This is a genomic window from Fontibacter flavus (genome assembly GCF_042432905.1).
In the GTDB taxonomy this organism is placed as follows: Bacteria; Bacteroidota; Bacteroidia; order Cytophagales; family Cyclobacteriaceae; genus Fontibacter; species Fontibacter flavus.
The window spans coordinates 1-12,770 of record NZ_JBHLWI010000018.1; the positions used below are offsets into that span (position 1 = coordinate 1).

Annotated in this window: 13 protein-coding genes; all 13 read left to right on the forward strand. The window is 38.1% G+C overall.

Annotated features, from left to right (window positions below):
• The coding region (locus ACFFIP_RS07595) for a polysaccharide biosynthesis tyrosine autokinase (RefSeq protein ID WP_382387000.1) at window positions 1–1,312 on the forward strand (1,312 nt) is incomplete at its 5' end.
• Between the two features lie 11 nt (window positions 1,313–1,323).
• Window positions 1,324–1,812 carry a PssD/Cps14F family polysaccharide biosynthesis glycosyltransferase gene (gene pssD, locus ACFFIP_RS07600; RefSeq protein ID WP_382387001.1) on the forward strand — a complete coding sequence of 163 codons (489 nt, stop codon included), beginning with the start codon at window positions 1,324–1,326 and terminating at the stop codon, window positions 1,810–1,812.
• A gap of 26 nt (window positions 1,813–1,838) precedes the next feature.
• Window positions 1,839–2,318, forward strand: a complete 480-nt coding sequence (gene pssE, locus ACFFIP_RS07605; RefSeq protein WP_382387002.1) for a PssE/Cps14G family polysaccharide biosynthesis glycosyltransferase — start codon at window positions 1,839–1,841, stop codon at window positions 2,316–2,318.
• A gap of 29 nt (window positions 2,319–2,347) precedes the next feature.
• Window positions 2,348–3,130 (forward strand): glucose-1-phosphate cytidylyltransferase, encoded by a 783-nt coding sequence (rfbF, locus tag ACFFIP_RS07610; protein WP_382387003.1) that lies wholly within the window; start codon window positions 2,348–2,350, stop codon window positions 3,128–3,130.
• Between the two features lie 33 nt (window positions 3,131–3,163).
• On the forward strand, window positions 3,164–4,255 hold the full coding sequence (gene rfbG / locus ACFFIP_RS07615) for a CDP-glucose 4,6-dehydratase (RefSeq protein WP_382387004.1): 1,092 nt from the start codon (window positions 3,164–3,166) through the stop codon (window positions 4,253–4,255).
• A 38-nt stretch (window positions 4,256–4,293) separates the two neighbouring features.
• A complete protein-coding gene (rfbC, locus tag ACFFIP_RS07620; RefSeq protein WP_382387005.1) occupies window positions 4,294–4,818 on the forward strand; it encodes a dTDP-4-dehydrorhamnose 3,5-epimerase in 525 nt (174 codons plus the stop codon).
• 14 nt (window positions 4,819–4,832) lie between these two features.
• On the forward strand, window positions 4,833–6,131 hold the full coding sequence (locus ACFFIP_RS07625) for an NAD(P)H-dependent oxidoreductase (RefSeq protein ID WP_382387006.1): 1,299 nt from the start codon (window positions 4,833–4,835) through the stop codon (window positions 6,129–6,131).
• A 234-nt stretch (window positions 6,132–6,365) separates the two neighbouring features.
• Window positions 6,366–7,604: a polysaccharide biosynthesis protein gene (locus ACFFIP_RS07630; RefSeq protein WP_382387007.1), complete on the forward strand. Its 1,239-nt coding sequence runs from the start codon at window positions 6,366–6,368 to the stop codon at window positions 7,602–7,604.
• A 48-nt stretch (window positions 7,605–7,652) separates the two neighbouring features.
• On the forward strand, window positions 7,653–8,072 hold the full coding sequence (locus tag ACFFIP_RS07635; protein WP_382387008.1) for a M67 family metallopeptidase: 420 nt from the start codon (window positions 7,653–7,655) through the stop codon (window positions 8,070–8,072).
• Between the two features lie 5 nt (window positions 8,073–8,077).
• Window positions 8,078–9,505, forward strand: coding sequence for a molybdopterin-synthase adenylyltransferase MoeB (moeB, locus tag ACFFIP_RS07640; RefSeq protein ID WP_382387009.1), 1,428 nt, complete (start codon window positions 8,078–8,080; stop codon window positions 9,503–9,505).
• A gap of 129 nt (window positions 9,506–9,634) precedes the next feature.
• Complete coding sequence (locus ACFFIP_RS07645; protein ID WP_382387010.1) at window positions 9,635–10,543, forward strand: beta-1,6-N-acetylglucosaminyltransferase; 909 nt, start codon at window positions 9,635–9,637, stop codon at window positions 10,541–10,543.
• Between the two features lie 388 nt (window positions 10,544–10,931).
• Window positions 10,932–11,714: a polysaccharide biosynthesis/export family protein gene (locus tag ACFFIP_RS07650; protein WP_382387011.1), complete on the forward strand. Its 783-nt coding sequence runs from the start codon at window positions 10,932–10,934 to the stop codon at window positions 11,712–11,714.
• Window positions 11,715–11,750: 36 nt separating this feature from the next.
• Window positions 11,751–12,770: Wzz/FepE/Etk N-terminal domain-containing protein (locus tag ACFFIP_RS07655; RefSeq protein WP_382387012.1), on the forward strand; the 1,020-nt coding region annotated here is incomplete at its 3' end.

Here is a 12,770-nt window from a genome sequence, read left to right on the forward strand (position 1 = left end):
CACTCAGGATCCCTCAAACACGGCAATTGTCCCCAGTTCGCTGTCCATCAACGACCAGACACTCTCTGAACTCATCGCTTCTTTCAACAACCTCCAGAGAGAAAGGGAAAGAATGCTCAGGACTACACAGCCCAACAATCCCATCGTGGTCAGCCTCAACCAGCAGATCGCATCCCTGAGAACCAATATCCTCGAGAATATCCGAAACATCAAAAACGGGCTCGCTATCTCCAGAAACAGCCTCACTGAAACTTCCGACCAGTTCCAGTCAAGGGCTTCAAGGGTTCCCGTCATCGAAAGGGAACTCCTCGACATCTCCAGACAGCAGGCCATCAAACAGGAACACTACCTCCTGCTTACCAGAAAAAGGGAAGAGGCCGCCCTCTCGCTCGCTGCAACTTCGGTCACCAACTCAAAGGTCATCGACCCGCCAAGGGCTTCGAACAAACCCGTCAAACCAAAAAAAATACTCATTTACGGGCTCGGAATTATTCTCGGACTCGCATTCCCTATCGGACTTATCTTCATCAGGGACGTCATCGAGGAGAAAATAGAGTTCAGGGCTGATATAGAGGCCCTCACCTCAACCAAAATACTCGGCGAAATCTCCAGAAGCAAACAGACACCTAAAGGGCCCGTAATTGCCAAAAATACCAGAAACCTCATCGCTGAACAGTTCAGGTTCATCAGAAGCAACCTAACCGCTATTGCCGCCAAAAACAACTCAAAGGTCATCATGGTCACTTCGGGTATCAGCGGGGAGGGAAAAACATTCTTCAGCATCAACCTCGCCGCAAGCATCGGCCTGATCGGGAAATCCGTGGCAGTACTCGAACTCGACCTCAGAAGGCCGGCAATGCTCTCAGCAATAGGAATCAGTCAGGCACAGGGCATATCCGATTACCTGGCCAACAACAAAATCAAAATCTCAGATATCGACAGGAAGTTGCCCGGTCTGGACAACGTAACTGTCTTCGGCGCAGGAAAAACAACCGAAGACCCCTCCGAACTCATGGCCGGTGACAGAATGAAGATGCTCATCAGCGAACTCTCCGCCAAATTCGACTATGTCATCATCGATACCGCTCCAGTCGGACTCGTGTCTGATGCTTTCATGCTCGCTGATTTTGCCGATATAACCGTCTTCATGGTTCGGTACGCACATTCCTCAAAGGCACAGATCAAAACAATCGAGGACATACGTAAAAACAAAAAATTCAAAATGCCACTCATCGTACTCAATGATGCCAAAATGGAAATCACTTACGGGTACGGTAACAAATACGCCTCAAAATATTATCAGAAAAGCTAAGACAGATAGAAATGAAAAAAAACACCGGTAAAAAGAAAATCATTATGGTGTGTTCTGATGGAGGGCATCTTGCACAAATGCTGGAACTAAAAGAATTGTTTGATAGATATGATTATCTTCTAGTAACTGAAAAAACAGCTGCAACTGAAAATTTGGTGAACAGCTACAACATGGCCTATGTACAACCAAGACCTGAAGGAAAAAACAGGAAATTAAGCTTCTTTATATCCTTAGTGAAAAATTCATGGATGGCGCTTAAAATCCTAATCCAACATAGACCTAAAGCTGTAATCACAACCGGTTCCCACACTGCAGTTCCTTTTTGTTTGCTCGCAAAACCATTTGGTGCGAAGGTGGTTTGGATTCTTTCATTTGCAAGAATCAATTCCAAAGCAGCCTCAGCAAATCTCATATATCCAATTGCTGATAAATTTATAGTACAATGGCCTCAAATGCTTAAGCATTATAAAAAAGCAGTTTACATAGGTTCAATTTATTAAATTCATCTGCCGCTTTCAAAATCTATATGATACTTGTATTACTGGGAACATTTCCCCTAAAATTTGACAGACCCTTATTTGAAATAGAAAATTTAATTAAAGAAGGTGTTATTACAGATCAAGTAATTGTTCAAAATGGCCATACTCAATTCAAATCAGAACATATGGTGTTCAAGCCATTTCTTCCTTTGGAAGAATTACTTGAACTTTATGATAAGGCAGACTTAATTATTTCCCAAGCAGGCACAGGATCCATTATCAAAGGACTCAAAAAGAACAAAAAAATAATTGCTATTCCAAGATTAGCAAAATACGCCGAGGTAGTAGATGACCATCAAACAGAACTCCTAAAAGAATTTGCGGATGAAAACTATTTACTTGCTTGGAATGAAAGCGATAACCTAAGAGACCTACTTAACAAGGTAGATAGTTTTGTTCCTGAAAAATTTGAGTCAAACAATAGAGAAATTACCCAATACCTAATCAATTACCTAGACAGTCTTTAACAATCATTTACTTTTAATCACAAACACTTATGAAAGCAGTAATTTTAGCGGGAGGATATGGCACTCGTATTAGTGAAGAGAGTGGAATTCGGCCAAAACCCATGGTAGAAATTGGTACAAAACCAATCCTATGGCATATTATGAAAATCTATTCAGCACATGACATCAATGATTTTGTGATTTGCTGCGGTTATAAAGCACATATTATTAAAGAATATTTTTCAAATTATTTCCTCCATATGTCTGATGTTACTTTTGATTTAAGTAATAACACCATGGAAGTACATAAAAAACATTGTGAACCTTGGAGGGTGACATTAGTAGATACTGGGGAAAATGTAATGACCGGAGGTAGGATTAAAAGAATCGAAGAATATGTCAAAGATGAGACTTTTTGTTTAACCTATGGTGACGGTGTGGGTGACGTTAATATTAGAGAAAGTATTGAATTCCATAAAAGTCAAGGAGCGAAGGTGACCATGACGGCTGTTCAGCAACCAGGAAGATTTGGTGCCTTCACTTTAGGACAAGAAGAAACATTGGTCAAGCATTTCAGGGAAAAACCAGTTGGTGATGGTGTTAATAATGCCTGGATTAATGGAGGCTTTTTTGTTGTCGAGCCTTCGGCTATTGATTATATCTCAGGAGATGATTGTATATGGGAAAGAGATCCACTAGAACACATGGCCAAAGAGAATCAACTCCTTGCCTATAAGCACAATGGCTTCTGGCAGCCTATGGATACATTAAGAGATAAAAATTATTTGGAAGACCTTTGGATAAACCAAAGGGCTCCTTGGAAAATATGGTAATTTTTAATATATCAATTAGACTAAAACTAAAAAATGTCAACTTTCAAAGGTAAAAAAATATTGATTACAGGCCACACAGGATTCAAAGGGTCTTGGCTAACGCAATGGCTGTTGCTTAATGGCGCGGAAATTTTTGGCATTTCTGACCAAATCCCAACGGATCCTTCTTTATTTGAAATCCTAAAATTGGAGAAAAAAATCAACCATATTTTGATGGATATAAGAGATAAGGAAAATCTCATAAATTTTATCCAAGAAATTTCTCCAGACTTTGTTTTCCATTTGGCTGCCCAACCTATTGTTTCTTTATCGTACGAAAATCCTCTTGAAACTTTTGAAGTAAATGCAGTAGGAACTGCCAATGTACTTGAAGGATTGCGTCATTTAAGCAATCCTTGCGTTGGAATCTTCATCACATCAGACAAATGCTATCATAATGAGGAATGGGTTTGGGGATATAGAGAAACAGATAAATTAGGAGGAAAAGATATTTACAGTGCTTCTAAAGCTGCTGCAGAGATAATCTTTCAGGCATATTTTCACTCCTATTTTGAAAAACATCCAAATGTAAGGATCGCTTCAGTAAGGGCGGGAAATGTAATTGGAGGAGGAGACTGGGCGTTAAACCGACTTGTACCTGATTGTATGCAATCCTGGAGCCGTGGAATTAAAGTCGAAATTAGGAATCCAGAATCCACAAGGCCATGGCAACATGTTTTGGAACCGCTTAGTGGTTATTTGCAGCTTGCAGCAAAACTTTCGAAAGAAAAAACCCTATCTGGAGAGAGTTACAATTTCGGACCTAGGTCAGAAAATAATGCGTCAGTTTTATCCCTATTGGAAAAATTAAGCCATTATTGGAATTTTCAGTCAAATGAAAAGATGGTTTCCTTTACTCAAGACAAATTCTTTCCTGAAGCTGGGCTTTTAAAACTAAATTGTGATAAAGCACTTGCTCATTTAAACTGGTCTCCTGTATTTAACTTGGATGAACTTGCAAGATTCACCAGCGAATGGTATTTCCTATACTATCAAAATGAGTCAGAAATGGAAAAATTCACAATCAATCAAATCAAGGCTTATGAAGAGTTGCGAAACCTTAACAATAAGAGCTGCCTTTTTTAATGATTGGGTCTATCTATAAAATTTAAATCTACAAGTCTATGATTTTTGAAGAAACTAATCTGACAGGGGCTTATATTCTGGATATCCAAAAAATAGATGATGATAGGGGTTTTTTTGGAAGAGCTTGGTGCGCAAAGGAAATGGAAAACCACGGCTTGAATGTAAATATTCGTCAAACAAATGTATCCTATAATAAATCAAAAGGCACATTAAGGGGCATGCATTACCAGAAATCTCCATTTAAGGAATGTAAAGTTGTCAGGTGCACTAAGGGTGCCATTTTTGATGTCATCGTAGACCTTAGACCTGACTCACCCACATATTGTGAATGGTTTGGGGTAGAGTTAACTTCAGAAAATCACAAAATGATTTATATTCCTGAAGATTTCGCCCACGGATATATCACGCTGGAAGATCACACAGAAATCACCTATATGGTTTCTGAATTTTATGCTCCAGGTTATGAAGGGGCCATACGTTGGGACGATCCAAAATTCAATATACAGTGGCCAATACCCCCTCAGGTCATTTCTGCAAAAGACAAGGCAATTCCTAATTTCTAAATCAAAAAACCGTCATGATTTTAATCGACACAGCTTTACAAAAAAGACAGGATTCTCACAACCCTGTTAGAGTAGCCATGATAGGGGCTGGCTTTATGGGTAAAGGGATTGCTAACCAAATTTGCAACTCAGTCCCAGGCATGGAATTAGTTGTTATTTACAATAGAACAATAGAAAAAGCCAGAGAAGCTTATGCTGAAGCGGGTATAGAAGATATCACTTATACTTCTTCTCTTTCAGATTTAAATAACCTAATCAAAAAGGGAAAATATAGCATTACAGACAATCCTGATATCATTTGTGAAGCTGAAGATATTGATGCTATAATTGAAGTGACCGGGTCGATAGAATTTTCCTCCAGGATAATCCTTAAAGCATTTGATTTTAAAAAACATGTCATCATGATGAATGCTGAGGTGGATGGTACTATAGGTCCAATCTTAAAGGTATATGCAGACAAAGCTGGAGTTATTCTGACAAATGTAGACGGGGACCAACCTGGGGTAGAAATGAATCTCTATAGATTTGTAAAATCAATAGGATTAAAACCTGTCCTATGCGGTAACATCAAAGGGCTTCATGATCCATACCGAAACCCAACTACACAAGAAGGGTTTGCTAAACAATGGGGACAAAACCCTTACATGGTCACTTCTTTTGCTGATGGTACCAAGATATCTTTCGAACAAGCAATTGTCGCAAATGCGACCGGAATGAAAGTTGCCAAAAGAGGAATGTTTGGACCCACTGTTGCAAGTGGCACCCACCTTAAGGATATTGTCCAAAACCTATATCCTTTAGATGCACTATTAGAAGGAGATGGAATTGTCGACTATGTTGTCGGTGCAGAGCCAGGTCCAGGAGTTTATATCCTTGCAACTCATGATGATCCCAAACAGCAACATTATTTGAACTTATATAAAGCGGGTACAGGCCCATTGTATTTGTTCTACAATCCATATCATCTATGCCATTTCGAAGTTCCTTTAACCATAGCAAGAGCAGTGCTTTTCAATGATGCAGCAGTAACTCCAATTGGCAAACCAATGGTAGATGTTGTCGCAACGGCAAAAACTGATTTAAAAAAAGGGGAAAAAATAGATGGGCTTGGAGGGTACAAAACTTATGGATTATGTGAAAATTATGAAATATCCTTGAAAGAAAATTTACTTCCTATAGGCCTGGCCGAGGGTTGCCAACTAAAAAGAGATATCCCAAAAGACACTGTTTTGACCTATGAAGATATTGAGTTGCCCCCAGAAAGATTATGCGACAAATTAAGAGCAGAACAAATTGAATATTTTAAAAATTAGATTGTAAATTAACGATTAATTAATTAAATTTTTAGAACCATTCATGAATGAGATTTATTTTATATCAACATGATAGTACAAGAAATATTTGAGAAAATCTGGAAGTATAGCCCCTTTTTTTCCAATGATGAATCTTATAGAAAATTAGTGGAACTGACCCAAGATTTGATTTCAGTTTATGACCAACAAGGTAGACTTTGGCAGAATCCCTTTGAACCTGCCAAAAACAGGAAATTGAGTCTCCCTTTTGAAAAAATCAATCATGAACTGAAAAATAAAATCTGCTTGATTACAGGTGGCATTGGTGATGTAGGTACTACCCTTTTTAATGACTTGCTGAAATTTGATCCAAAAGAAATCATCCTCTTAGATAACAGAATAACAGAAAATTCTGAAGAATTTATTTTAGGTAAAAAAATTTCAAAAGTGAATTGTGATATCAGAGATGAAAAAAAATTACAGGAAATTTTTAAGAAATATCAACCAGAAATTATTTTCCATACTGCAGCGGTGAGGGATCCAGGATATGCTGAATTACATATCACAGAGACTGTACAAACAAATGTTTTAGGCACTTGGAATTTGGCAAATGCCTGCGAAAATACGCCAAGTGTTCAAAAACTGATATTCTCTTCAACAGGTAAGGCTAGTAGATATCTAACAGAAGAGGTATATGCAGCTTCAAAAAAAATGTGTGAATATATCCTGGATTCATTCGCGAAAAAAGGGCGAGTTCAGTATGGAATGGTAAGGTTCACCCATATTTACTGCAACAGCTTAATGGATAAGCAATTAAATGAATATGCAAGATTTGAAGATGCTGTTAAAATTCATTCGCCAGGAAAGTTTGTGACTGCGCAAAATCTTGGGGAAGCATCCTATTTGATGCTTAATGCCTTGCTTTATTTAGAGCCTGAAAAATCAAATTTTTTAATGGTCAGAAATTTAGAGTGGCCAGTTGAGAGTCTTGAGATTGCCTTATTCTACATCAAAGAATATAAAAGAAAAATACCGGTTATTTTCTGTGGAAACCCTAAAGGATATAAAGAGAAATTTTTCCGAGGACAATTGGACTGGAACCAGCCCAACGAACTCAATCTTCTTATCAATGTTTATGAAAATCAAAAAAGAAAATTGAATGAAGAGCAAGACATTATCATTTCAAGCATTTTTCCTGTTTCAATAGATTATCTAAAAGATTTGATCAATAAACTTCATAAGATTGATGGAGAGCAAAATGTGAAGAATTTGTTAATAGAAGGTTCTGTTGAATTATTTAAACAATCCTTAAGTACTGTTAATAAACAAGACACCATAAATATTCTCAAATGGGGCATTTCTCCTAAGTTTCTCGAGGCAGAAAAGGCAGTCGTTTCTGATTATGGTCAAATCGTACCCATACTAATTGAGTCATTAAAGGAAAGTCCACATTTTTCACAAATAGAGGATCTTATCCATAATTCTTCTAATTAAACAAAAGTTTCTTGAATAATTAAAATTTAACTAGAATTATCTTTAACAGTGATTATTTTTAAAAAAAGTATTTTAAAACAAATTATTGAGGTAGTCGAGAAAGTACCGGAAGAGTGTTGTGGTTTTTTGTTTGGTACGACAACAGAAAATACAAAAACAACAAGTGCATTCTTACCCGTTCAAAATGTTAGCAAAGGAAACAAAGTTTTCAGGTATGAAATTTCTTCATCGGATTTTTTAAAAGCTGAAAATTATGCAATGAATAATGAATTGGAAGTCCTCGGTGTTTATCACACTCACATTAATGCTACTGCTTTACCTTCTGGAACAGATCGAAGTTTAGCATTCCCCGGATTATCTTACTTTATAATTTCCCTGATGAATCAAAAATTTTCTGATATTAAATCATGGAAACTAAATAACAATTCGATTTTTGAAGAAGAAAAAATAAAATTATCAAATCTCTAAAAACCATGGCTACAGTATTTATTCCTACACCTTTGAGAAAGTTTACCAACAATTCAGCAAAAGTTCAAATTGAAGCTGAAAACGTTGCTGAACTTCTTGAAAAACTGTCCTCAGAGTTCCCTCCTCTTAGAAATTATTTGTTTACAGGGGAAGGAGAAATTCCTTCATTTTTAAACATTTTTGTTGGTGAAGATGATATAAGAAATTTGGAGGATAAGCACACAAAAATTAATTCTTCCAGTTCTGTCAGTATCGTTCCTGCCATTGCTGGAGGTTCAGATCAAAATTCTGTTTTCTCAAAAGAAGAGCTTTCCAGATATAACAGGCATATCATCATTCCTGACTTTGGATTTGAAGCGCAAAAAAAATTAAAAGAAGCTAAGGTGCTTGTTGTAGGGTCAGGAGGATTAGGAAGTCCCATGTTGCTTTATCTGGCAGCAGCTGGCGTTGGCACAATAGGAATTATTGACTTTGATGTGGTTGATGATAGTAATCTTCAGAGACAGGTTCTTTTTGGCATGAGTGAAATAGGTGTGCCAAAAGTAGAAGCTGCTAAAAATAGATTGGAACAAATCAATCCATATATCAAGGTCATAACCCATAATACTCAGCTGACCTCCCAAAATGCTTTCAAAATCATTTCAGACTACGATCTTGTAGCAGACGGAACCGACAATTTCCCAACTCGGTATTTGGTAAATGATGCCTGTGTACTACTTAACAAACCAAATGTATATGCCTCCATCTTTCAATTCGAAGGGCAGGTAGCTGTTTTTAATTATACTGATAAGGAAGGGATTTTAGGACCAAATTACAGAGATATCTATGACACTCCACCACCTCCTGGATTGGTGCCAAACTGCGCAGAAGGTGGCGTACTTGGAGTTCTTCCAGGAATCATTGGAAGCCTTCAAGCATTAGAGGTAATAAAAGTGATCACTGGTGTCGGTGAACCACTAAGTGGTAAATTATATACATTTGATGCTTTGACATTCCAATCAAGAACCTTTTCTATCAAAAGAAAAGCAAGTAATCCATTAAATGGAGAAAAGCCGACAATAACCACCTTAGTTGATTATGAACAGTTTTGCGGAATGAAAGCCGTAGAAAGAAAAGTCAAAGAAATAACAGTTGAAGAATTCCATAAACTCAAGACAGAAGGCTACGATTTTCAATTAATAGATGTCAGAGAAGCATTTGAATACAATGAATCAAACTTAAACGGTGAACTAATTCCACTTGACAGGATTCTTGAAGAAGTTAATAAAATTGAGAGATCCAAACAAGTAATCGTCCACTGCAGAGTTGGAGGCAGAAGTGCTAAAGCCATTAGGGAGTTAGAAGATATGTTTGGGTTTGAAAATTTATATAACCTTAAAGGTGGAATTCTGGAATACTTGGAACTTTATAAAACTGAGTTAGATCATCAATAAATTTGTCTAAAAAGGTCAGATAAATTTAACTGTTATTTTGTTGTATATTAATAATGTTTTAAGAGCTTTAGCCCTTAAAACATTATATTAAAAACTTTTTAAACCCCTACCTCTTTAATCTCAATCTTTATGAAAAAACACGCAGTCTTATTGCTTGCCCACCAAAACCTTGTTCATTTAAAACAGTACATTGAGTTTTTAGGACCGAATTTTTTCTTCTATATACATATTAACAAAAAAGCATTTTTAACTGATGACGAAATTGAAGAACTAAAATCTCACCCAAACGTCAGGTTTATAAGTAGAAAATATCTCATCAGATGGGGAGGGACACGGATTCTTAAGGCAATTTTGGAGCTAGCTCAAGTAGCACTTAAAGATGATGAATATGCTTATTTACATACTGCTAGCGGTCAAGATTTCCCAATAAAAAGATCAGAAGAAATCCTGAAATTTTTCCATTTAAATCAAGGGAAGGAATTTATCGAATATTTTCCCGTTCCTACAGAAAGATGGGATAATGGAGGATTGGATAGGTATCAATTTTACCACTTATATGACTTATTCAATGTCAAGAGCAGGTTCGGGAAATTTATGATAAGGCTAACATTAAAGTTCCAAAAGATTTTTGGCATCAAAAGGGGGACAGTCAATAATTTACCTTCCATTTATGGTGGTTCATGTTGGTTTTCAATTACTGGAAATTGCATGAAATACTGTTTAGATTTTTTATCAAAAAATCCCAAAATTTTGGATAATCATGAATACGTATTTGGTCCTGAGGAATCCTTTTTTCAGACAATTATCATGAATTCACCTTACAAAGAAAGTGTGGTAAATGACAATTTATTTTATATAGATTGGGAGTTCAGAAATGGTAACAGTCCTGCTGTTTTAGATCAGAGTGATTGGAAAAATTTATTAAATTCAGATAAACTCTTTGGAAGAAAATTTCAATCTCCTACCTCTGATAAATTAAAGATCGATTTAATGGAAAAATTAAACATTTCGAATTCCTCAGAAATATTGGAAAAATAATTCCAAAAATATTATATACAAAAGATGAAAAACCAAGATCGGAATTACGGTCTTGGTTTTTTTGTGAAAATCATTATCAAAACTTGGATTTTGAAAAATCCTCTTCTATTTCAACAACTTAGGTTCACAAAACAGATAATGATTTAAACACAAACCTATACGTTTTTTAAATTTATTTTTATGTATTTTAAATTCATTTTTTTGCATTTCAAATAATTTATCCTTACTTTTGAAGGCAAATTAAGAAAAGGTCCTTTTCACAAAAAAACTTACTTCTTTTCCTTTTCATAATTTCATACACAATTTTAAAATGTGACTGACCGGGCGAAGCTGTACCAATACATGAATTTTATTCATATATTTCAGTTTTGACAATTACATCTATACCATGAAGAAACTCTTTATCCTTACGCTTTTATCCCTTACCCTTTTTTCCTGTGCCAAAAGGAACCTCGTATACTTCAGCGACATCGAAACCTATGAGGATTACTCCGTTCCGGTGGGACAGTTTACCGAACCCAGGATCCAGCCCGACGACCTGCTCAGCATCACCGTCACCAGTCTCAACCCAGAATCCAATATGCTGTTCAACGTCGGCGTCCTAATGCCTTCAGGCGACAGGGCCAATACCGTCGTCTCCAGCCCTGTCAACGAAAATTATCTCGTCGACAAGGACGGCTTCATCAACTATCCCGTCATCGGTAAAATATCCCTGAACAGGCTCACCAAACAGGAAGCCGTCGACAAAATGGCCGGGCTTGTCAGCGAATATGTAAAGGACCCAATCGTCAACATCAGGTTCACCAACTTCAAGGTCACCGTTATCGGGGAAGTGCAGAAGCCCGCTTCTTTGGTCATCCCTACCGAAAAAATCACCGTTCTCGAAGCTCTCGGCATGGCCGGGGACATGACCGCATACGGTAAAAGGGAAAACGTATTGGTCATCAGGGAAAAAGACGGCATGAGGACCGCCGCAAGACTCAACCTCAACGACAAAGCCGTACTCTCCTCCCCTTATTATTACCTGCAGCAGAATGATGTGGTCTACGTCGAACCTTACAAAACAAAGGCCATACAGGCCGATACCAACCCAAGAACCTTCTCCATCATCTCAACAGCCCTCAGTCTGGCGGTCGTCATTTTCGTGAACCTCAGATGGGCAATGCAGTAAAACCGACAATAACAATTCCGACATCACAATATCAAAATGGACTTATCTGAAATAATCAAAGAACTAGAAGAAGAGGAGAACAGAAAACTGGGCAAAACCAGCACCAACTACAAACTCCTGCTCTTCAAGTACCTCTCCAGGTGGAAATGGTTTGCCGCAGGCATTGCGCTCTGCCTGGCAGTGGCCTTCCTCGTGGCACATTTTTCAACGCCACAGTTCCAGATCAAAGCCACCCTCCTGCTAAAGGACAAGGAAAAAGGTGCCGACTTCAGCTCAAATGCAGTGGTCAACAACATGATGGGATTTGCACCCTCATCTTCTGTAGAAAACGAAGCCGAGGTCTTCAAGGCCCAGAGCCTCATGATCAAGGCCTGCCAGGAACTCGGGCTCAACAACAACTTCTACGTTCCCAGGGGATGGATGAGGTGGAAGGAAATCTACGGTAATGAGGTACCCTTCAAAATCACCATCCATGAAATCAACGAGTTCCAACCGGAAGTAGACCGCAACTATATCATACTGGAAGCGGCCGGGGACAACTCCTTTACCGTCGACGATCCACTTGCCGGAATAGGATCGTTCTCCTACGGAGAAAAAATAAACAACTTCTTCGGAACCTATTCCGTGGACCCCAATCCCGATTACAACCCTATCTTCGAAAACCTCCAGCAGCCCGTCAGGATCAGCTTCTTTGACCATGTGGCCATCGGAAGGGCCCTGGCACAGGAACTGGAGGTCAGCATCGTCAACAAGCTCGCTTCGGTCATTGAGATCTCCATCAACCAGCAGCACCCACTCAAAGGCAAAATACTCCTCGAAAAACTCATTGAAGTATACAACATGGAAACCGAGGACGACAAGAACAGGACTGCCCTCAACACCATCGCCTTCATAGACGAACAGCTCGTCGACCTTACCGCCGAACTCGAAGAAATCGAAAAAAAAGAAGAACAGTTCAAGCTACGCAACAACATCACCGATGTCGGGTCTGAATCTCAGTTATTCCTGTCCAGCACTGCAGCAAACAGACAGCAGATCAGTGAGCTATCCGTGCAG

Bases quoted from the DNA above. Each gene is read 5' to 3' on its own strand.
- rfbC (WP_382387005.1), top strand. From the start codon at position 4,294: ATGATTTTTGAAGAAACTAATCTGACAGGGGCTTATATTCTGGATATC.
- rfbG (WP_382387004.1), top strand. From the start codon at position 3,164: ATGTCAACTTTCAAAGGTAAAAAAATATTGATTACAGGCCACACAGGA.
- ACFFIP_RS07645 (WP_382387010.1), top strand. From the start codon at position 9,635: ATGAAAAAACACGCAGTCTTATTGCTTGCCCACCAAAACCTTGTTCAT.
- rfbF (WP_382387003.1), top strand. From the start codon at position 2,348: ATGAAAGCAGTAATTTTAGCGGGAGGATATGGCACTCGTATTAGTGAA.
- moeB (WP_382387009.1), top strand. From the start codon at position 8,078: ATGGCTACAGTATTTATTCCTACACCTTTGAGAAAGTTTACCAACAAT.
- pssD (WP_382387001.1), top strand. From the start codon at position 1,324: ATGAAAAAAAACACCGGTAAAAAGAAAATCATTATGGTGTGTTCTGAT.
- ACFFIP_RS07625 (WP_382387006.1), top strand. From the start codon at position 4,833: ATGATTTTAATCGACACAGCTTTACAAAAAAGACAGGATTCTCACAAC.
- pssE (WP_382387002.1), top strand. From the start codon at position 1,839: ATGATACTTGTATTACTGGGAACATTTCCCCTAAAATTTGACAGACCC.
- ACFFIP_RS07650 (WP_382387011.1), top strand. From the start codon at position 10,932: ATGAAGAAACTCTTTATCCTTACGCTTTTATCCCTTACCCTTTTTTCC.